This window comes from Stenotrophomonas sp. ZAC14D1_NAIMI4_1, assembly GCF_003086775.1.
Taxonomy (GTDB): domain Bacteria; phylum Pseudomonadota; class Gammaproteobacteria; order Xanthomonadales; family Xanthomonadaceae; genus Stenotrophomonas.
In genome coordinates, this window is the sequence record NZ_CP026001.1 from 1,584,806 (window position 1) to 1,605,344 (window position 20,539).

Consider the following 20,539-nt stretch of genomic DNA (forward strand, 5'->3'; position numbering starts at 1 on the left):
GGCAGGGGGCTGGCAGGCGCCTGGCGGGGCGCCACCCGGAACATCACATCGGTCGCCTGCTGCGGCTCGGTGTGCTGTGGCTGTTGCTGTGGCTGGCCTCGCCGCTGGCGGCGCAGACCGCCGCACCGCCGCTGCGCGATTACGCCATCGACGTGTGGACGTCGCGCAACGGCCTGCCGCACAACTCGCTGCGTGACATCGCCCAGACCCCCGAAGGCCACCTGTGGTTTGCCACCTGGGAAGGCCTGGTGCGCTACAACGGCCTGGATTTCACCGTGTTCGACCGCAGCACGCGGCCCGGGCTGCGCGACAATGGCATCGGTGCCCTGCTGGTGGACCGCCAGGGCGGGCTGTGGATCACGGATTCGCGTGGCAACGTGACCTACCGCAGCAGCGCTGGCCAGTGGCGGGTCTGGGAGCACGAGGCCAACACCCCGGAAGTGCTGATCCAGTCGATGCAGATGGACAGCCAGGGGCGCCTGTGGCTGCTGTACGAAGGCAAGGGCATCGCGTACCTGACGCCCGAAACCGGCATCGTCTACCAGCCGCCGCCGCCGGACCTGCCGCTGGCGATGAGCTTCACCAAGCTGGTGGTCGATGCCCAGGACCGGGTCTGGATCGGCACCCTCGATGGCCTGGTCCTGCGCGACAACGATGGCGAACTCAAGCGTGCACCGGCCGGATGGGGCGTGGGCAAGGGCCTGACCTGGCCCTATCGCGCACCCGATGGCGCGTTGTGGATCGTGGCCGGCGAGCGCCTGTACCGGGTCGAGGATGACCGCCTGGTGCTGGTCCACAGCCTGCCGGGCCAGCTGCACATGACCGCGATGCTGCAGGACCGCCACGGCGATATCTGGCTGGGTACCGAGAACCAGGGCCTGCTGCGTATATCCAGCCACGGCCTGGAACGCCTGCCGGCCGGCCTGAACCTGCCCGGCGGGCGCGTGGTGAGCCTGCGCGAGGATGCCGAAGGCAGCATCTGGGTCGGCGCCAACGGCGGCCTGTACCGCCTGCGCGAAACGCTGTTCAGCAGCTACACCGAACGCGATGGGCTGAGCGGTGACTACGTGCGCACCGTGTTCGAGGACCGCGATCGCCGGCTGTGGGTGGGCAGCGCCAGCGGCCTGGACCAGCAGACCGCCGACGGCCGCTTCCGGCCGATGGTCTTGCACAACCGTGGCGGCAAGGCGGCGTCGGTGCTCAGCCTGGCCCAGGACCCCGGCGGCGACCTCTGGGTGGGCACCTTCGGCGACGGCGTCTACCGCCTGCGCGCCGATGGCAGCCTGCGCCACAACTACGATGCGGCCGATGGCATGCCGGGTGGCAACATCCGTGCGATCAGCGTCGATCCGTCCGGTGTGGTCTGGGCCGGCACCCAGAAGGGCGTGGTGCGCATCGATGGCGACCGCGTGCGGGTGGCGAACACGCCGGGCATGCCCAACGGCCTGATCACCGCGCTGGAACACGACCACCAGGGCAACCTGTGGATCGGCACCATCGAGGGCATCCGCGTGCTGCGCGGCGACCATGTGCAGTCCATCGATCTGGCACCGATGGGCGGCGGCCGCAGTGTGTTCGGCTTCCACCAGATCGGCGAAGCGATGTGGATCAGCAGCGACCGCGGGCTGTACCGCTGGTACAGGAACCGCCTGTCGCGGGTCGGCCTGGAGCAGGGCATGCCGGTCGATGCGGTGTTCCAGCTGGTGCCCGACCGGCTGGGCAATGTGTGGATCAGCAGCAACCGGGGCGTGCTGCGCACCGACATGGCGACCTTGAACGCGGTGGCTGACGGCCGCGCGCCGCGGGTGACGGTGGAGCGCTACAACGAGATCGACGGGATGGCCAACGCACAGGCCAACGGCAGCTCGGCGCCCTCGGCGATCCTGCGCCAGGACGGCACCTTCTGGGTGGTGACTGCCGGTGGCCTGAGCACGGTGGACCCGCAGCGCCTGCAGCGCTTCCGCGAGCGCCCGGCACCGCCGGCGGCGATCGAGAACGTGCAGGTCGATGGCGCGCAGGTGCACTGGGAAGGCCCCGAGCGCAACCTGATTCCCGGCGGGCGCCGGCTGGCAGTGAGCTTCGTCGGCCTCAGCTACCTGATGTCCGACCGCATCCGCTACCGCACGCGCCTGGACGGGCTGGATACCAGCTGGGTCGAGCGCGGCCCGCAGCGCAGCGTCGAGTTCGTCGGCCTGCCACCGGGCGACTACACCCTGCACGTGGCGGCCTCGCACCCCGGCGGTGCCTGGGGCCAGCAGGAGGCGGTGTGGAGTTTCACCGTCGAACCGTTCTGGTGGCAGCGGCACAGCGTGCAGGCGATGATCGGGCTGCTGCTGCTGGGCGCGCTGGTGGCGCTGTACCGGTTCCTGCTGCAGCAGTACAAGGCCAACAACCTGCGCCTGGCGCGCCGCGTGGATGAGGCGACCTTCGACCTGCAGGCGCAGACCGTGCACCTGCAGGCACTGAACCAGGAGAAGACCGAGCTGGCCGAGCGCCTGGCACGGCAGGCCGAAGCGTTCGAACGGCAGGCCCGCGAGGATGCGCTGACCGGCCTGGCCAACCGCCGTGGCTTCGACGAGACGCTGGCGCGTGACTTCGCCCGCTCGCAGCGCAGCGGCCACCCGCTGAGCCTGGTGGTGCTGGATATCGACCACTTCAAGGACGTCAACGACACCTACAGCCACAGCATCGGCGACCTGGTGCTGAAGGAAGTGGCGGAAGTGATCGCCGCGGCGTGTCGCGATTCGGACCTGCCGGCGCGTACCGGCGGCGAAGAGTTCGCGCTGCTGCTCAACGATACGCGGCTGGAAGAAGCAGCCCAGGTCTGCGCGCGCCTGCGCGGCCTGTTCCATGACCATCCGGACTGGGCCGGGGTGAAGGGCCTGCGGGTGACCTTCAGCGCGGGCCTGGTGGAACTGGCGGCCGACGACCGCACCCCGGCGCTGCTGTACCAGCGCGCCGACCGCGCGCTGTACCGCGCCAAGAGCGATGGCCGCGACCGCACCAGCATCGGTTGATGCCTATCCACGCAGGGCGTGGATCTACCGGGCAGGTTGGAGGGTGGGTGCGGACCCAGATTGAATGGTGGGTACGGACCGTTGGTCCGCACGGCCGATGCGTTTCACCCACGCACGGCGTGGTTCTACCGCGGCCAGGCGTTGGCGATGGTGCAGAACAGCCGCGCGGTCTGCTCGGTGTCGTACACCGCGCTGTGTGCCTCGTTGGCATCCCAGCCCAGCCCTGCGGCATTGGCCGCACGCGCCAGCACCGTCTGCCCGTAGGCGATACCCGCCAGGGTGACGGTGTCGAACACGCTGAAGGGGTGGAACGGGTTGCGCTTGTGGCCGGTGCGTGCCACTGCCGCATTGACGAACCCCAGGTCGAAATGGGCGTTGTGCCCGACCAGGATCGCGCGCTGGCAGCCGTACTTCTTCATCGCCGCGCGCACCGGGGTGAAGATGTGGTCCAGCGCGGCTTTTTCTTCCTTGGCCAGCCGGAACGGGTGGTCGAGGATGATGCCGGTCACTTCCAGCGATTTCGGGTCGATCTCCAGCCCTTCGGCGGGCACCACGTGGGCGCTGGCGGTCTGGCCCGGGTAGAGCAGGCCGTTCTCGTCCATCTCGATCGGCACCGCGGCGATTTCCAGCAGCGCGTTGCGCTGGCTGTCGAAACCGCCGGTTTCCACGTCCACCACCACCGGCAGGAAGCCGCGGAAGCGTTGCGACATCGCGCGCTGCGCCATCGGAACTACGGAAACAGGGACGGCTTCAGCTGCGGGGGTGGGGTCATTCATGCGCGGATTCTAGCAGAGCGACCCTGAGCGCCCGGCCATGGCTTGCATGGCCGGGGCGCTGAACGGGGATCAGCGGCGCGCCAGCACCACGTCGGCGATGATGCCGGTGGCCACGGCAACCAGCACGTAACGGCCATCGACCTTGCGCCATTCCTGGCCGCGGGCGGGGGCATGCAGGCCATGGCGGCGGTAATCGCGCACGTACTCGCCCCGGTGGTCGTGGGCCAGCCTGTGGCCGCGACGGGGCGGATCGCGGCGGTCGTCGTGGCGGTCCTTGTGGCCGTGATGGTCGTCGCGCCCACCGGCGCCATACGGAGCCGCCATCGCGGGCGAGACGGCGGTGGCCAGCAGGGCCAGGGAAAGGGTGGCAACAATCAGACGCTTCATGGGGCGACTCCGGGGGAGGGACGTGGTCATCAAGGCCACGGATCCAGCATCGGATTTTTTTTATGAATAGGCGATTAAATCGGGCTATTCCGCAGTTTCGGTGCGTATCGGCGTGTAACGGGCCACCCACGCGTCCACGCTCAGGCGCCCGGCGCCGTTGAACAGCAACGGCAGCAGCATCGCCATGAACAACGCCGGCAGCTTGAAATTGCCAAACCCCTGGTCGCTGATCGCATAGCCCATCGCCAGTTCACCCAGCGAATCCCAATGCATGGGCCAATGCACCGCATACGTGGCCACCACGGTCAGTACCAGCAGGCTGGCAGCCGCGAAACGCGTGCCCAGGCCGAACAGCAGGCAGGCCGCGCCGACCAGTTCGAACCAGGTCGCCAGCTGCCAGTTCACGCTGGCCGGCAACTGGTCGAACGGAAACGGGAACGCGCCCTGCAGTTCGGCAAACCAATTCTGGCCCTGCAGCTTTTCGCGACCGGACTCGAAGTATTCCCAGGCCAGCAGCAGGCGCAGGCCCAGGGGGGCCAGCCACGGGCCGCAGCGATCCAGCTGGCCGCGCACGGCGGCCAGGGGCAGGGTGTTCATCAGGGGGGAACTCCTCGTTGGGGGGTATCAGGCCACGGCGGGCAGCGGGCCGATCACGCCGGCCTGGAGGAACTGCTGCAGCAGCTGGGTGCCAGGTTCGGCCAATGCGTCGGCGTCGAGGTGGTGCAGGGTGGCCAGCTGCTGCAACTGCTGCTGGCCGCTGGCGCCGGGTGCTTCGTCGATCAGGATCAGCAGGTGCGCGGCCAGCGGGCTGAGCTGGGCGAAGCGCACCACGCCATCGGCATCGCGGCGGACCAGCAGGGCGGTGGGTTCGGCGGGCGGGGTGGCCGGTGCATCGTCGGCGCCCAGGCGGTGTACCGGCCACGCGTACAGCAGCGGCCAGGCCAGCGGTGAGCAGCGCAGCGGGGCCTGCAGCGGGTCGACGCCGGGTGCCGGTGGCAGCGGCTGGGCCGCGCGCTGGTACAGGTCGGTTTCCACCCACTCATAGTGGGCAAGCTCGGCCAGCGCCGGGTGCGGCAGCTCGGGCTGTGCCTGCAGCCATTGCACGAACTCGGCCGCCACGGCGGTGAACAGCGGCGCGCGTGCGCGATGGTGGGCGAAGTAATGGCGCACCAGGTCGGCCCACGCAGGTTCGCCGAGCAGGCGCACGCAGACCGGGAACCCCGTGCCGAGCAGCCCCAGCAGGTTGTTGAACAGCAGCCGCTGGTAGACCGCCACCCGCCGCGGGTCCAGGTCGGCCGGGGCCGGCACCTGTTGCGGGTCGCGCAGGTGCGCAGTGAAGGCGTGCTGCTGCGCGCGCAGGCGCTCGGGTGCATCAGCCATGGGCAGCCTCGCGCAACGTGGCCTGCAGGCGGCGGATGGTACGCAGTTCGCCCTGCAGCTCGGCATAGGGCGGGAAGTTGAAATCGCGTTCGAGCAGTGTGGGGCGCGGGCCGAAGCGGTCGTAGCTGCGTTCCAGCAGCGCCCACACGGGGTCGATCACCGGGCTGCCGTGGGTATCGATCTTCAGGTCCGGTGCCTCGTCCAGGTGGCCGGCCACGTGCAGGCAGACGATGCGCTGGGCCGGCAGCCCGGCGATGAAGGTGTCGGCATCGTAGCCGTGATTGCAGGCATTGACGTACACGTTGTTGACGTCCAGCAGCAGGTCGCAGTCGGCCTCGGCAAGCACCGCGTTGGTGAAGGCAAGTTCGTCCATCGCCGGCTGCGGCGCCAGGTAGTACGACACGTTCTCCACTGCGATGCGGCGGCCGAGCAGGTCCTGCACGCGGGCGATGCGGGCGGCGGTGTGGCGCACCGCTTCATCGGTGAACGGAATCGGCAGCAGATCGTAGAGCTGGCCTTCGTCGCTGCAGTAGCTCAGGTGCTCGCTGTACAGCGGCACGCGGTAGCGCTCGAGGAAGCGGCCGACCTGCTGCAGCAGCTGGGTATCCAGCGGTGCGCTGCCGCCCAGCGACAGCGACAGGCCGTGGCAGCTCAGCGGATGGCGCCGGGCCAGTTCGTCCAGGGCATCGCCGGCCGGACCGCCGACGTTGATCCAGTTTTCCGGCGCGCACTCCAGGAAATCGAAATCGCCGGCCGGCGCGTCGTGCAGGTCCTGCAGCAGTGCCCGCCGCAGGCCCAGCCCGACGGCCGCCGCTGGAAGCGGCAGCCGCGGGGAAACGACGCTGGCGGCAGCGTCAGTGCTTGGCACCGCACTTGCCTTCGCCACACTTGCCTTCGGCGGCCTTCTTGTCGCCGGCGGTCTTTGCCTTGGCATCGGCGCCCGCGCCGGCCTTGGCCTTGCCCTTGTCGGCGCCGCACTTGCCTTCGGCGCTCTTGCCGTCGGCACCACACTTGCCCTCGGCATGCTTGGCGGCGTCACCGGCCTTGGCGTCGGTTGCCTTGGCATCGCCGGCCTTGGCCGCCTGGCCAGCCACCAGGTAGCCCTGGGCAAGGTCGGTCATGCTCAGGGCCGAAGCACTGGCAGTCACGCCCAGCCCTGCAGCCAGGGCGGTGGCGGTCAGCAGGGACAGGGTCTTGTTGGAACTGCTCATCGGTCGTACTCCTTGGGTGGTGGGCGGGCGCCCGGGGTGAAACGATGGTGCAGCGATCCTACTCAAGGAATCCTCGCCGAGACCTCAAATTTTCGTGAGGATTGCCGCAGGCGGGAAGGGGGGGGCCGCGCACGGCATCCACGCATGGCGTGGATCTACTGCTGGCGTGAGGATTGCCGCATATCCAGTAGATCCACGCCATGCGTGGATGAATGCCCGGATCGCGCGTACAAAAAAGGCCCCTGTCATGCCGACAGGGGCCTCCGGACGCGCTTGCGCTGTTGCAGCGCAGTATCAGACGTGGTCGGTGCTGGACGTCTCGTCGCGCTTCTCGCGCGGCGGCAGCGGCTGCTCGCCGTGCACCAGGAACCACACGTTCTCGGCGATGTTGGTGGCGTGGTCGCCCACGCGCTCCAGGTTCTTGGCCATGAACAGCAGGTGGGTGCACGGGGTGATGTTGCGCGGGTCTTCCATCATGTAGGTCAGCAGCTCGCGGAACAGCGCGGTGTACTGCGCGTCCAGGCGGGCGTCGTCCTGGCGCAGGGCGATGGCGGCTTCGGCGTCGTTGTCGCGGTAGGCGGCGATGGCGCGGCGCACCTGCTGCGCGGCCAGGCGGCCGAGGGCGCGCAGGCCCTGGATCTGCGGCAGCGGCGGCACCTTGCCCAGCGCGATGGAGCGCTTGGCGACGTTGGCGGCGTAGTCACCGATGCGTTCGATGTCGGCCGGAATGCGCAGGCCGGCCAGGATCTCGCGCAGGTCGCGGGCCATCGGGCCACGCAGGGCCAGGCGCATCACGTCGTGGCTGATCTGCTGCTCCAGCTGGTCGATGGCTTCATCGTTGGCGATGATGCGGTGGGCGGCGTTCTCGTCGCGCTTCTCGATGACGTCCATCGACGCCTCCAGCTGGGCGACAGCCATCTCGCCCATGCGCACGATTTCGGCCACCAGGCGCTGCTGCTCTTCGTCGTAGCTCTTGACGATGTGGTCGTTGGGAAGATTCATGGTCTGCAATCCGGGTAGAGCCAGGCCACGCCTGGCTGGGACATGTGGCGAGGGGACGACACCGATCAGCCGAAGCGACCGGTGATGTAGTCCTCGGTCTGCCGCTGCGAGGGCTGCGAGAAGATCACTTCGGTACGGTCGTGCTCGATCAGGTCGCCCAGGTACATGAAGGCGGTGTAGTCGGACACGCGCGCAGCCTGCTGCATGTTGTGGGTGACGATGACGATGGTGTACTCGTGCTTGAGCTCTTCCACCAGCTGCTCGATGCGGCTGGTCGAGATCGGGTCCAGCGCCGAGGTCGGCTCGTCCAGCAGCAGCACCGACGGGCGCAGGGCCACGGCACGGGCGATGCAGAGACGCTGCTGCTGGCCACCGGACAGGCCCAGTGCGCTCTGGCCCAGCTTGTCCTTCACTTCGTCCCACAGCGCGCCCTGGCGCAGGGCCTGCTCGACGCGGTCGGCCATGTCGGCCTTGCTCAGCTTCTCGTGGTGGCGGATGCCGTAAGCCACGTTCTCGAAGATGGTCATCGGGAACGGAACCGGCTTCTGGAACACCATGCCCACCTTGCTGCGCAGGCGGTTCATCGGGTACTTGGGCGAAAGGATGTTCTCGCCGTCCAGCAGCACCTCGCCACGCGCTTCCAGCTTCGGGTACAGCGCGTAGATGCGGTTGAAGATGCGCAGCAGGGTCGACTTGCCGCAACCGGAAGGACCGATCAGCGCGGTCACGCGCTTTTCCGGAATCTCCAGGTTGATGCCCTTCAGGGCGTGGAACTTGTCGTAGTAGAAGTCCAGACCACGCGCGGCCAGCTTGACCGGCGACGGCGCGTGCAGGTTCTCGTGCGAGGCCGGCACCGCGATGCGCTGCATGGGCACGGCGTTGGAGAGGTCGTTCATGGCGTTATCCACGGAAAGGTCAGTCATGGGAGATACGGTTGCGCAGCAGGATGCCACGAGCGGCAAGGCTGACCAGCAACACGAAGACAGTCAGCACCAGGGCACCGGCCCAGGCCAGCACCTGCCAGGATTCATACGGGCTGCCGGCGAACTGGTTCATCACCACCGGCACCGAGGCCATCGGCTGGAAGATGTTGTTGTTCCAGTACTGGTTGCCGAAGGCGGTGAACAGCAGCGGGGCGGTTTCACCGGAAATGCGGGCCAGCGCCAGCAGGATGCCGGTGATGATGCCGGCCGACGCACTGCGGTACAGCACCTGCACGATCACCTTCCACTGCGGGATGCCGAGCGACAGGGCGGCTTCGCGCATCTGCGAAGGCACCAGGCGCAGCATCTCGTCGGTGGTGCGCACCACCACCGGCAGCACGATGAAGGCCAGCGACAGCGCACCTGCGAAGGCGGAGAAGTTGCCGCCGGTCTGCATCACGTACAGGGTGTAGACGAACAGGCCCAGCACGATGGACGGCGCCGACAGCAGGATGTCGTTGACGAAGCGGACCACGGTGCCGGCCTTGCGGGCATTGCCGTACTCGGCCAGCCAGGTACCGGCCAGCACGCCCAGCGGGGTGCCGATGCCGATCGCCAGCGCACACATCACCGCGCTGCCGAAGAAGGCATTGGCCAGGCCGCCTTCCTGCATCGGCGGCGGCGTCATCTTGGTGAACAGATCCAGGTTGATGCCGGCCAGGCCCTTGGCGGCCAGGGTGAACAGGATCCAGCCCAGGAAGAACAGGCCGAACAGGGCGGTGGCGCAGGACAGCGCGATGGCAATGACGTTGCCGATGCGGCGGCGCAGGTACAGGGAGTCAGCGGTGGTGGACATCAGTTGCCCTCCTTGCGGGACAGGCGCATCAGCATCAGGCGGGCGATGGCCAGCACGACGAAGGTGACGATGAACAGGACGAAGCCGAGCAGCAGCAGCGCCGAGCGGTAGGTTTCAGTGGCCTCGCCGAAATCGTTGGCGATCAGCGCGGCGATGGTGGTGCCCGGTTCCAGCAGCGACGGCGACAGGCGCACGCTGTTGCCGATCACGAAGGCCACGGCCATGGTTTCGCCCAGCGCACGGCCGAGGCCGAGGAAGACGCCGCCGATGACGGCCGAGCGGGTGTAGGGCAGGACGATGTCCCAGCTCACTTCCCACTTGGTCGAACCCAGCGCGTAGGCCGATTCCTTCAGGCGGGTCGGCACGGTCAGGAACACTTCGCGCATCACCGAGGAGATGAACGGGATGACCATGATGGCCAGCACGAAACCGGCGGTGAGCATGCCGATGCCCAGCGGCGGGCCCTGGAACATCGGCCCGATGATCGGCCATTCGCCCAGGGTTTCGTTGAGGAACGGGGTGACGTACTCGGTCATCACCGGCACCAGCACGAACAGGCCCCACATGCCGTAGATGATCGAGGGAATGCCTGCCAGCAGTTCGATGGCGGTACCGACCGGGCCACGCAGCCAGCGCGGCGCGACTTCGGTGAGGAAGAAGGCGATGCCGAAGCTGACCGGCACGGCGATGACCATCGCGATGAACGCGGTGACCAGGGTGCCGTAGATCGGGGCGAGGGCGCCGAACTTGTTTTCGACCGGATTCCAGTCGGAGGAGAAGAAGAAGCTCAGGCCCTGCATCTGCAGGGCATGGCGGCCGCCCCACAGCATGGACAGCGCGGCGCAGGCCAGGGCGATCAGGACGAAGATGACGGTGCCGACCAGCACCCATCGGAACAGTTTGTCGTTGCGGGCATCACGCGCATCGCGCGTGGACGGGGCTGCTACAGGCTGGGCGATGGCATTCATGGGGACGGCAGGGCCAGGAAAGGGGGCGGCACGACGTGGAAGTGACGGCGCCCGCGCGGGGCGGGCACCGTCGGGTCCATCACTTCAGCTCGGTGCCCCAGTAGGCCTCGATCTGCTTGGTCAGTTCGGCCGGCAGCGGCACGTAGTGCAGCTCGTTGGCCTGGGTCTGGCCGTTTTCGAAGGCCCACTTGAAGAAGGCCAGGGTGTCCTGGTTGCGCTTGGCATCCTTCGGCTTCTTCTGCATCAGCATGAAGTTGGTGGCGGTGATCGGCCACGCCTGCTCGCCCGGGGCGTTGGTGATGACCAGGTTGAAGTCCTTGGCGCTGGCCCAGTCGGCGCTGGCAGCAGCGGCGGCGAAGGTTTCAGCGTTCGGCTGCACCCAGGTGCCTGCGGCGTTCTGCAGGGCGGTGTACGGCATGGCGTTCTGCAGGGCGTAGGCCAGCTCGACGTAGCCGATGGAGCCCTTGATCTGCTTCACGTAGGAGGCAACGCCTTCGTTGCCCTTGCCACCGACGCCGTCCGGCCACTGCACCGAGGTGCCTTCGCCGACCTTGGTCTTCCACTCCGGGCTGACCTTGGACAGGTAGTTGGAGAAGTTGAAGGTGGTGCCCGAACCGTCCGAACGGTGGACGATGGTGATCTTGCCGTCCGGCAGGGTCACGCCCGGGTTGGCCGCGGCGATGGCCGGGTCGTTCCAGGTCTTGACCTTGCCCAGGAAGATGTCGGCGAGCAGGGCGCCGGTCAGGCGCAGCTTGCCGGCTTCCAGGCCTTCGATGTTGACGACCGGCACCACGCCGCCGATGGCCGACGGGAACTGGGCCAGGCCGGCCTGGGCCAGCTCGTCGCTGCTCAGCGGCTTGTCCGAGGAACCGAAATCAACGGTGCCGGCCTTGATCTGGGCGATACCGCCGCCCGAACCGATCGACTGGTAGTTGATCTTGGCGCCGGTGGCGGTGTTGTAGTCGGCCGACCACTTGGACACCAGCGGGAAGATGAAGGAAGCGCCGGCGCCGGAGACCTCGGCGGTCACCTTGTCGCCGGCAGCGGCCGGGGCGGCGGCTGCGTCGGCAGCCGGCTGCTGCGCAGCCTGCTTGTCGCCACCGCAGGCCGACAGGCCCAGGGCGATGGCCAGGGAAAGGGCGGCGAGGCCGGCCGAGTGCAGTTTCATGTTCACTCCATAGCGGGGAAGAGCCGACGTCGTCGGCGGATGCGGCTATGAAATGATGTTTTTGTTACAGCCGTATGACGTCCATGACAGAGGTGTCGGACATCACGTTCTGACAAGGGTTTCACGGGGTCAGCGGCCCCGTGGCGGGGCTGCCCGGCGCCGTCCGGGGCGCTGGAATGCGCGCGGCGGGCCCTTGTAGAGCCGAGCCCATGCTCGGCTGGCGGGCCATAGTCGAGCATGGCTCGACTCTACAAAGGCGAAAAGCAGCCGAGCATGGGCTCGGCTCTACAAGGGCAGGGGCCGGGCCAGGCCCCCCAAAAAAGAAAGGCGCCAGACCCGAAGGTCCAGCGCCCGGTTGGGATCGGCGGGGGAGAGAGGACCCGCCGATCCCCGTTCCTGCGGGGGAACGCCTTGCTCAGTACTTCAGGTTCTGGGTCCAGTAGGTCTCGATCTGCTTGACCAGGGTGTCCGGCAGCGGCACGTAGTCCAGCTGCTTGGCCTGCGCATCACCGTTCTTGTAGATCCAGCGGAAGAACTCCTGGGTCGCCTTGGCGCCGGCCACGTTCTTCGGCTGCTTGCGCACCAGGATGAAGTTGGTGGCGGTGATCGGCCACGCCTGCTCGCCCGGGGCGTTGGTCATGACCAGGTAGAAGTCCTTGGCATTGGCCCAGTCAGCGCTGGCGGCTGCGGCCGAGAACGAGGCGTCCGACGGCTGCACGATCTTGCCGGCAGCATTCTTCATCGCCGCGTAGGACATCTTGTTCTGCAGTGCGTAGGACAGTTCGACGTAGCCGATGCCGCCCTTGATCTGCTTCACGTAGGCAGCGACGCCTTCGTTGCCCTTGCCGCCGATGCCGGCCGGCCACTGGACCGAGGTGCCTTCACCGACCTTGGTCTTCCACTCCGGGCTGACCTTGGACAGGTAGTTGACGAAGTTGAAGGTGGTGCCCGAACCGTCCGAACGGTGGACGATGGTGATCTTGGCGTTCGGCAGGGTCAGGCCGCTGTTCAGGGCAGCGATGGCCGGGTCGTTCCAGGTCTTGATCTTGCCCAGGAAGATGTTGGCCAGGGTCGGGCCGTCCAGCTTCAGCGCGCCCGGGGCGACGCCGGCCACGTTGATGACCGGCACCACGCCGCCGATGACCGACGGGAACTGGGCCAGGCCGGCAGCAGCCAGCTCTTCCGGCTTCAGCGGGGCATCGGACGAACCGAAGTCCACGGTCGCCGCCTTGATCTGGGCGATACCACCACCGGAACCGATGGACTGGTAGTTGACCTTCTTGCCGGTCGCGGTGCTGTAGTCCGCCGACCACTTGGACATGACCGGGTAGATGAACGAAGCGCCCGCGCCGGTGACATCGGCGGCGTTGGCGGCAAACACGGACGATGCAGCCAGGATGGCGACAGCGGCGCGCGACTTGAAGGCGTGGATCACGGGAGAGACTCCTGGGGTGGTCGATGGGCGGCTGCCCAACGTTTCGGTGCACATTCCATAACGGTTACGTGACACGCCCGCGTCTGTCATATGACGCAACCGTGACAGCCGTCATGAATGTCTCGGAACCCGCGCCAGAGAGCCTGCAGGCCCTTCGGGACACGGTCGGAAAGGGAGCCTGGCGGCAGCCGGGGGCACTGCCCGGGCGCCGGTGCTGCGCAGGCGTCGCCGCTCGGGTGGTAGGGCGGCGGGCCGCACAACGACGAAGGCACGGCCGGAGCCGTGCCTTCGTTGCAACGCGTGCTTCAGGTCTTACCAGAAGAACTGCGCGCGGGCTTCCAGGATGTTCGGATCGTCGTTGACGAAGCCGCGGGCGGTGGAGCTGTACTTCTTGCTGTCCACCATCACGTAGTTGACCATGAACTTGAAGTTCGAACGCCAGTACCAGTTGGCGCCGACGGTCCAGATGTCCATCTTGCCGCCCAGCACGCCATCGACGATCGGCGGACGACCAGCGACCGGGTTGGCCGCCAGGTTGCCGTCGTTCAGGTCCATGTGGTCGTAACGCACGCCCAGCTGCCACTGGCCGCCGGCCGGATTGTTCGGCAGGCCGGTGCCCGGGGTGCCGCCCTTGTAGCTCCAGGTTTCGCCCGTCACGTTCCACACGCCGCTGACGTAGTAGCCATCGCTGGTGTAGTTGTCGTGGTCGTAGCGCTTGGCCTTGCTGCTGTAGTACTCGGCCTGGGCCTTGAACGGGCCCTGGAAGTACATGGCTTCAGCGCCGAGGGTGCTGACGCGGTCGGTGTCGGTCAGGTTGCCGCTGTCGACCAGGCGGGCGGTGGCCAGGTCGGCGTTCGGGCGGGCACGCACGCGCAGGGTGTCGGCGTCGGCGTCGTAGTCGACGTAGCTCAGGCCGAAGTGCAGGACCTGGCCCTTCTCGTTGATCGGGGCGAAGGTGCCGCGTGCGCCGTAGCCGCTGCCGTGGGCCAGGTTGCGGGTCAGTTCGCGGCCGAACGCGCTGGCGGTGACCGACCAGTTGTCCTGGCCGTAGCTGTAGGCGCCACCGAGGCGGCGGGCGACCGCGTAGGTGTTGGTGACCGCGGCCTTGGAGATGAAGTCGTTGTTCTTGGTGCTGGACAGCTCTTCCAGGCTGTTGGGCTGCTTGAACTGGCCGGCCTGGATGAAGTGGTTGGCGTTGCCCAGCAGCTTGTACTTCACGTTGGTGTCGAGGAACTTGTCGGCCTTGGCGTCATAGCCGACCACCCACTCCACGTTGCCCGGGCCCTTACCCTTCAGCACCAGCTCGGCGCGACGCAGTTCGAATTCGCTGTCCTTGCCATTGCCGGCGTCACCGCCGTTGAGGTCCACGACGTCATTGTCGAACCAGTTGCCGTCGGCCTGGACCAGGCCTTCGAAGGTGATTTCCGAACCGCCGATCACATCGATGGCGACTTCAGCGTGAGCAGCCGGCACGTACAGCGCAGCAGCCACGGCCACCGTCAGGAGTTGGTGATGCAGTTTCATGGAGAGGAGCCTTGCAGGCAGGTGGGAAGATGCGCGCAGGCTAAAAGGTAAAGATTGCGTAAATGTGACAGTTCGCGCGCGGCAGGCATCCGCCGCAGGCCCCGTCGCGTCAGGGGCTGACGATGTAAACGCTTGCATGTGACGCTGCGGTTGCGCACGGATTGCAGTAGATCCACGCCACGCGTGGATGCCTGTCGTGCGCCCTACGCGGCGGTCTTTTCCTTGAACCGGCACAGGTCGGCAATCACGCACCCCGGGCAATCCGGCTTGCGCGCCTTGCACACGTAACGCCCGTGCAGGATCAGCCAGTGATGCGCATCGAGCAGGAACCCGGCCGGGATCGCCTTGACCAGGCGGTCCTCCACTTCGCGCACGTTTTTGCCCGGCGCCAGCCCGGTGCGGTTGGCCACGCGGAAGATGTGCGTATCGACTGCCATCACCGGTTCGCCGAACGCGGTGTTGAGCACCACGTTGGCCGTCTTGCGGCCGACCCCGGGCAGGGCTTCCAGCGCTTCGCGATCGCGCGGCACTTCGCCGTCGTACTTCTCCAGCAGGATCGCGCACGTGGCGATCACGTTCTTCGCCTTCGCGTTGAACAGGCCGATGGTGGCGATGTATTTCTTCAGGCCGTCCTCGCCGAGCGCGAGGATCTTGGCCGGTGTATTGGCCACCGGGAACAGCCGCCGCGTCGCTTTGTTGACGCCCACGTCCGTGGCCTGCGCCGACAGTGCCACGGCCACCAGCAGCTCGAACGGCGAGCTGTATTCCAGTTCCGTCTTCGGGTGCGGGTTGAGTTCGCGCAGGCGGGTGAACATTTCCACCACGTCCGCGCGCGGCATCACGCCGCCACGACGCGCGGGTGTGCGCGTGGTCTTCTTTGCAGTGGCCATTACTGTTCCTTGCCTGCGGCGCGGGCCTTGGCCCGGGCGAGGATCGCGGCCGCCGCAGCGGGCAGCGCAGGTTTCACATCCGGTGCCGGGGCTGGTGTGCGACGTGCATCACGTTCGGCTTCGCGGCGCGCCAGGCGCACGGCGCGCGCACGATAGCGCTCACGCGCGGCCCAGGCGTTCTGCAGGTCGTGCTGTACCTGCAGCAGGCGCTGCGGAAGTTCCGGGTGGCCGGGTACCAGGCGTGCGTCGGCCTCGCCGGCGACGTAGTCCATCAGGCCGGCCTGCAGGGCGCCATCGAGATCGTCTGCCTGGACCCGGGCAAACAGCTGCGCGGGGTTGGGTCGGGATGCCATGGGGTCAGCGGTTCTGGAAGGCCGGCGGGCGACGCTGCAGGAACGCGCTGGTGCCTTCGCGCATGTCTTCGGTGGCGAACAGCAGGCCGAACTGCGCGCTTTCGTACTCCAGGCCCGCTTCCAGGCTGCATTCGCCGCCCACGTGCACGGCGTCCAGCAGGCCACGCAGGGCCAGCGGTGCAGAGCGGGCCAGCTGCCTGGCGACGTCCTGCACGCGGTTGTCCAGTTCGGCTGCCGGCACCACCTGGTTGACGATGCCCAGCGCGAGGGCGCGCCCGGCGTCGATTGGCGCGCCCAGCAGGCACAGTTCCAGGGTGGCCGCGCGGCCGCACAGGCGCAGCAGGCGCTGGCTGCCGCCGAAGCCCGGGATCAGCCCCAGGTTGATCTCCGGTTGGCCGACCTTGACGGTATCGGCCGCGATGCGCAGGTGGCAGGCCATGGCCAGCTCCAGCCCGCCGCCCAGGGCGAAACCGTTGACGCGGGCTATGACCGGCTTGGGCATGCGCTCGATCTGCCGCATCAGGGCCTGGCCCAGCAGGGAAAAATCACGTCCCTGAACCGCGCTGAGGGTGTTCATTTCGGCGATGTCGGCGCCGGCCACGAAGGCCTTGGGGCCGGCGCCGGTCAACACCACCACGCGGACGTCCGGGTCGGCCGCCGCGGCGCTGAACGCCTCGGCCAGGGCCTGCAGGGTGGCCGCGTTGAGGGCATTGAGCTTTTCCGGGCGCTGCACGGTGAGGGTGCGGATGGCACCGTCATCGGTCACGGCGACGGGGTGGTCGGCGGGGGCTGAGGCCACGGAAAGCTCCTGGAACGTTAAAAAAAAGTGAGATTGAACTCTTGAAACGCAGGCGGGTCAAAGCCTGCGTGGTCAGTAGCGGTTACACGTTGTGGCCGGTATCCTAACCCGTCGCCTCAGGGCGGCGCAGAACGTCCCTGAGTTACCACCCCTGGAGAACTGTTTGATGAAGTTGCGTTCTATCGCGGTCGCCGTCGCGGCCCTGGCCCTGACGGGCAATGCCTTCGCCCAGGACGTCTCGTCCGAAAAGGGCAAGCTGAGCTACTACTTCGGTTACGACTACGGCAACAACCTGGCTGAGCTGACCGCCCGTGGTGAGCAGCTGGACATCAACTCGGTGGTGAAGGGCCTGCAGGACGCCTACGCCAAGAAGCAGCCGGCGATCACCGCCGATCAGCTGAAGCCGGCCGTTGAAGCGTTCCAGAAGCGCGAGCAGGGCCGTGCCCAGGCCGCCAAGGCCGAGTACGAAAAGGCTGCTGCCGAAAACAAGACCAAGAGCGACCAGTTTATTGCGGCCAACAAGTCCAAGGCGGGCGTGCAGTCCCTGCCGAGCGGCGTGCAGTACCGCGTGATCGAAGCCGGCAAGGGTGCCAAGCCGACCCAGGCCAACACCGTGCAGCTGGAAGTGGCCGGTCCGTATCCGTTCGGCCAGCGCCCGGCTGAAGCCCGCCCGGCCCAGCAGATTCCGTCGATCAAGGTCAGCGAAGTCGAGATGAAGGCCATGCGCGAGACCCTGCTGCAGATGCCGGCTGGCTCGAAGTGGGAAATCACCCTGCCGCCGGACCAGGCTTACGGTGCCGACCCGCGTACCGGCTTCCCGCCGAACGTGGCGGTGCAGTTCGAAGTCAAGCTGGTCAGCGTCAAGTAAAAAGCGAAGCAGTGCAGACAACGCGCCGGTGGCTTCCACCGGCGCGTTTCTGTTTCCGCTGCGGGACGCGTGCGCCAACCCGGTAGAGTCGACCGTTGGTCGACTGCTCTTACCGCGCTGCGCGCGATCGTCGACTGACAGTCGACTCTACCGCCCATCCGCGTGTCGTGATCGTCCCCAACCGCAGCCATTCGCGCTACTGTTGCAGGGTGCAAACTTCGGAAGAACCGGCGCGTGTTGTTGCAAGCCCCTGCATTGGCGTGTGCAAGCTGGATCACAACCGGCTGTGCGCCGGGTGCGGGCGGCATATCGATGAAATCGCAGGGTGGTCGTCGATGAGCGATCGCGAACGCAGCCGCATCCTGCACCGCGTGCAACCCCTGCGCGAACAACTGCAGCAATCGCTGCGTGGCTCACTGGCCGACCATGAGCGCCTGCTGCGCGCGCTGCATCCGCTGGCCGAACCGCCGCAGGGCGACGGCTGGAACCGCAGCGAACTGAGTGACCTGCTGCCGCCCGGCCCGCCGGTGGAAGCCGCCGTGCTGGCCGGTATCGTGCCGCGTGCCGGTGGCGCCCAGGTCATCCTCACCCGCCGCACCGAAACCCTGCGCACCCACGGTGGCCAGGTCGGCTTTCCCGGCGGCCGCACCGAACCCGACGACCGCGACGCGCTCGCCGCCGCACTGCGCGAGAGCCAGGAAGAAATCGCGCTGGCACCGGGCCAGGTGCAGGCGCTGGGCTATCTCGATCCTTTCGTCACCATCACCGGCTACCGGGTAACCCCGGTGGTGGCGGTGGTCGATCCGGATTTCGTGCCGGTGCCGCAGCCCAGTGAAGTGGCCGAAGTGTTCGAGGTGCCGCTGGATTACCTGATGGCCGCTGACAACCTGCGCCAGGTCGAAATCAACCATCGCGGCCGCGTGCGCCATGTCCTGGAATACGGCTGGCCTGGCCAGCGCATCTGGGGCGCCACCGCGGCCATCCTCTACAACCTGCGTCGCCGCCTGGAGCAAGTGCAATGAAGCCGATCAATCCGCCGTGGACCACCCTGGTCGATGTCGCCACGCTGGCCGCCGCCCTGGGCGAAGGCGTGCGCGTGGTTGATGCGCGCGCCACCGCCAGCACGGCCGTGCGCGTGGTGGATGCCCGCGCGGCCCTGGCCGATCCGCAGGCCGGGGCAGGGCAGTACGCAGCCGGGCATATCCCGGGCGCGGTACATGCCGATCTCAACCAGGATCTTTCCGACCTGCGCCGCAGCGGCCATGGCCGCCATCCGCTGCCCGACAGTGACGCGTTTGCCGCGCGCGTGGGCCAGTGGGGCATCGGCCAGGACACGCAGGTGGTGGTCTACGACGGCAGCGACGGCAGCATGGCCGCCGCACGCCTGTGGTGGCTGCTGCGCCTGATCGGCCACACCCGCGTGGCCGTGCTCGACGGCGGCATCGCCGCCTGGCAGACCGCCGGCCATGCACTGGCCACCGGCCACAGCGAGGTGCCCGCGCAGCCGCCATATCCGGGCCGTTTCGACACCACCCAGGTGGCCTCCGCCGACGAGATCGCCGCGCGCCTCAAGCACGCCCCCGGCTGGCTGGTCGACGCTCGCGCCGGCGAGCGGTTCCGTGGCGAAGTGGAGCCGCTGGACCCGGTGGCCGGCCACGTTCCCGGCGCGGTCAACCGCCCGTTCGCCCTGAACGTTCTCGACGGCCACCTGCGCGACCCGCAGGAACTGCGTGCAGAACTGCAGGGCGTGATCGGCAACCAGGACCCGCAGCGTGTCGTGCTGATGTGCGGTTCGGGCGTGACCGCCTGCCACCTGCTGCTGGCCATGGAAAGCGCCGGCCTGAGCGGCGCCCGCATCTATGCCGATTCCTGGAGCGGCTGGGTCAGCGACAGCACCCGCCCGGTGGCGACCGGCGCCTGAAAGCTCCGATTGAATCGACCCCGTGCCGACCAACGGTCGGCACCCACCAGAGCAGAGCGCCGCTCCGATAGATAGATGCCAGTAGATCCACGCCACGCGTGGATGAGGGTCCGATGCCGTGCCGACCAACGGTCGGCACCCACCATCAGTCGGCACCCACCATCAGTCGGCACCCACCATCAGCAGCAGTTTCCAACAGCCCGCAGGAAACTGTCGAAGGCGGGGTGGGGCCGGTTGAGGGGGTGTGAGCGGCATGGATGCCGCGACCAAGCCCCCATGGGTGAGGGCGCTTTGCTTGCGAAGCACTGCTTCGCAAGCGCCCGAACGCACAGCCGCCAGCGGCTGGGCCGGCCTGGGGGTTTACGGCGTCCCCCTCAACCGGACCCACCCCGCCATCCCACGGATAGCCAGCTTTTGACGTTGACGTTGATCCGGCAGGTGCAGGGCGCAGCCCTGCAAACCCTCACCCCACCGGTTGCAACGGCACCTTCGCCAGCACCCGCGCCCACGGGAACAACGGCCCCGGATCCCGCTTGCGCGCCACCATCAGCGCCGCATCATCACTGGCCGCCACCTGTTCCAGGTCCAGCTGGTCGTGCCCGGCAATCCGCTGCAGCGAGGGGTAGCGCGCCACCAGCGCCAGCAGCAGCGCCTCCAGCGCCAGCAGCTGCGCCTCCGTGTACGGCTCGTCCATCGCCTGGTGGCGGCTGTCGAACCAGTGCGGGTAGCGGCCGGTGTTGACCAGCTCGATGCCCACCGTATCGGCGTTCATGCCGCGCACGTGGTGGGCGATGCGCTCCGGTGCCACGTACTGCACCACGCTGCCGTCGCGGTCGATGTAGAAGTGGCCGCTGTTGCCGGCGCCGCTGTCGTACAGCACGCGCTCGCCGTATTCGCGGGCCATTGCCAGGTCGGGCAGCTCGGTGCAGTGGATCACCACCATCCGCAGGCTGTCGGCGTCACGCAGGGGCAGGCGGTCGTGGTAGGGCAGGGGCTGCAGCTGCAGGCCGGGCAGGAGCGGGGTGGGCATCCGGCGATGCTAGCATTGCAGGATGAACCTG

General features: G+C 67.7%; 21 protein-coding genes. 4 read left to right on the forward strand and 17 right to left on the reverse strand.

The genetic code is table 11. The annotated features are described in order from the left end of the window. The first annotated feature begins 59 nt into the window (after window positions 1-59). Entirely contained in the window at window positions 60-3,017 is a 2,958-nt protein-coding gene (locus tag C1927_RS07290) for a ligand-binding sensor domain-containing diguanylate cyclase (RefSeq protein ID WP_108747794.1), read from the forward strand. A 125-nt stretch (window positions 3,018-3,142) separates the two neighbouring features. Here the strand turns inward: C1927_RS07290 and rnt are convergent, their stop codons facing one another. The 16 genes from rnt to C1927_RS07370 all read right to left on the reverse strand — a co-directional run bounded on the left by rnt (window position 3,143) and on the right by C1927_RS07370 (window position 16,689). Further along, a complete protein-coding gene (gene rnt, locus C1927_RS07295; RefSeq protein ID WP_012510544.1) occupies window positions 3,143-3,727 on the reverse strand; it encodes a ribonuclease T in 585 nt (194 codons plus the stop codon). 135 nt (window positions 3,728-3,862) lie between these two features. Continuing rightward, a complete protein-coding gene (locus C1927_RS07300) occupies window positions 3,863-4,180 on the reverse strand; it encodes an RcnB family protein (protein WP_079221285.1) in 318 nt (105 codons plus the stop codon). 84 nt (window positions 4,181-4,264) lie between these two features. Beyond that, on the reverse strand, window positions 4,265-4,777 hold the full coding sequence (locus tag C1927_RS07305; RefSeq protein ID WP_108746313.1) for a DoxX family protein: 513 nt from the start codon (window positions 4,775-4,777) through the stop codon (window positions 4,265-4,267). A 27-nt stretch (window positions 4,778-4,804) separates the two neighbouring features. Next, a complete protein-coding gene (locus C1927_RS07310; RefSeq protein WP_108746314.1) occupies window positions 4,805-5,560 on the reverse strand; it encodes a putative DNA-binding domain-containing protein in 756 nt (251 codons plus the stop codon). Then, window positions 5,553-6,428: a DUF692 domain-containing protein gene (locus C1927_RS07315; RefSeq protein ID WP_108746315.1), complete on the reverse strand. Its 876-nt coding sequence runs from the start codon at window positions 6,426-6,428 to the stop codon at window positions 5,553-5,555. Before C1927_RS07315 ends, C1927_RS07310 begins: the two co-directional genes overlap by 8 nt. Beyond that, on the reverse strand, window positions 6,415-6,771 hold the full coding sequence (locus tag C1927_RS07320; RefSeq protein ID WP_108746316.1) for a hypothetical protein: 357 nt from the start codon (window positions 6,769-6,771) through the stop codon (window positions 6,415-6,417). The genes C1927_RS07315 and C1927_RS07320 overlap by 14 nt, the downstream gene beginning before the upstream one ends. A 294-nt stretch (window positions 6,772-7,065) precedes the next feature. Further along, on the reverse strand, window positions 7,066-7,773 hold the full coding sequence (phoU, locus tag C1927_RS07325) for a phosphate signaling complex protein PhoU (protein WP_079221290.1): 708 nt from the start codon (window positions 7,771-7,773) through the stop codon (window positions 7,066-7,068). Between the two features lie 65 nt (window positions 7,774-7,838). Further along, entirely contained in the window at window positions 7,839-8,669 is an 831-nt protein-coding gene (pstB, locus tag C1927_RS07330; protein ID WP_079221291.1) for a phosphate ABC transporter ATP-binding protein PstB, read from the reverse strand. A gap of 19 nt (window positions 8,670-8,688) precedes the next feature. Beyond that, window positions 8,689-9,552 (reverse strand): phosphate ABC transporter permease PstA, encoded by an 864-nt coding sequence (gene pstA / locus C1927_RS07335; RefSeq protein WP_079221292.1) that lies wholly within the window; start codon window positions 9,550-9,552, stop codon window positions 8,689-8,691. Continuing rightward, the gene (pstC, locus tag C1927_RS07340) at window positions 9,552-10,520 is read right to left on the reverse strand and encodes a phosphate ABC transporter permease subunit PstC (RefSeq protein ID WP_079221293.1); all 969 of its coding nucleotides are present in this window, start codon (window positions 10,518-10,520) and stop codon (window positions 9,552-9,554) included. Before pstC ends, pstA begins: the two co-directional genes overlap by 1 nt. A 79-nt stretch (window positions 10,521-10,599) precedes the next feature. After that, window positions 10,600-11,688: a phosphate ABC transporter substrate-binding protein PstS gene (gene pstS / locus C1927_RS07345; RefSeq protein ID WP_079221294.1), complete on the reverse strand. Its 1,089-nt coding sequence runs from the start codon at window positions 11,686-11,688 to the stop codon at window positions 10,600-10,602. A 415-nt stretch (window positions 11,689-12,103) separates the two neighbouring features. Further along, window positions 12,104-13,123, reverse strand: coding sequence for a phosphate ABC transporter substrate-binding protein PstS (gene pstS / locus C1927_RS07350; RefSeq protein WP_079221295.1), 1,020 nt, complete (start codon window positions 13,121-13,123; stop codon window positions 12,104-12,106). Between the two features lie 312 nt (window positions 13,124-13,435). Beyond that, on the reverse strand, window positions 13,436-14,647 hold the full coding sequence (locus tag C1927_RS07355; protein WP_079221296.1) for an OprO/OprP family phosphate-selective porin: 1,212 nt from the start codon (window positions 14,645-14,647) through the stop codon (window positions 13,436-13,438). A 203-nt stretch (window positions 14,648-14,850) separates the two neighbouring features. Continuing rightward, window positions 14,851-15,537, reverse strand: a complete 687-nt coding sequence (nth, locus tag C1927_RS07360; RefSeq protein ID WP_079221297.1) for an endonuclease III — start codon at window positions 15,535-15,537, stop codon at window positions 14,851-14,853. Further along, window positions 15,537-15,890, reverse strand: coding sequence for a hypothetical protein (locus tag C1927_RS07365; protein WP_079221298.1), 354 nt, complete (start codon window positions 15,888-15,890; stop codon window positions 15,537-15,539). Before C1927_RS07365 ends, nth begins: the two co-directional genes overlap by 1 nt. A gap of 4 nt (window positions 15,891-15,894) precedes the next feature. Next, entirely contained in the window at window positions 15,895-16,689 is a 795-nt protein-coding gene (locus C1927_RS07370) for an enoyl-CoA hydratase-related protein (protein ID WP_079221299.1), read from the reverse strand. A gap of 166 nt (window positions 16,690-16,855) precedes the next feature. On the opposite strand from C1927_RS07370, the gene C1927_RS07375 reads away from it, so the two are divergent. From C1927_RS07375 to C1927_RS07385, 3 genes are all read left to right on the forward strand, one after another. Then, window positions 16,856-17,557, forward strand: coding sequence for an FKBP-type peptidyl-prolyl cis-trans isomerase N-terminal domain-containing protein (locus C1927_RS07375; RefSeq protein ID WP_079221300.1), 702 nt, complete (start codon window positions 16,856-16,858; stop codon window positions 17,555-17,557). 209 nt (window positions 17,558-17,766) lie between these two features. Continuing rightward, window positions 17,767-18,579 carry a CoA pyrophosphatase gene (locus tag C1927_RS07380; protein ID WP_079225168.1) on the forward strand — a complete coding sequence of 271 codons (813 nt, stop codon included), beginning with the start codon at window positions 17,767-17,769 and terminating at the stop codon, window positions 18,577-18,579. After that, window positions 18,576-19,478, forward strand: a complete 903-nt coding sequence (locus C1927_RS07385; protein ID WP_079221301.1) for a sulfurtransferase — start codon at window positions 18,576-18,578, stop codon at window positions 19,476-19,478. The genes C1927_RS07380 and C1927_RS07385 overlap by 4 nt, the downstream gene beginning before the upstream one ends. Window positions 19,479-19,941: 463 nt before the next feature. On the opposite strand, the gene C1927_RS07390 is transcribed toward C1927_RS07385, so the two are convergent. Continuing rightward, the gene (locus C1927_RS07390) at window positions 19,942-20,508 is read right to left on the reverse strand and encodes an N-acetylmuramoyl-L-alanine amidase (protein ID WP_079221302.1); all 567 of its coding nucleotides are present in this window, start codon (window positions 20,506-20,508) and stop codon (window positions 19,942-19,944) included. Between the last annotated feature and the right edge of the window lie 31 nt (window positions 20,509-20,539).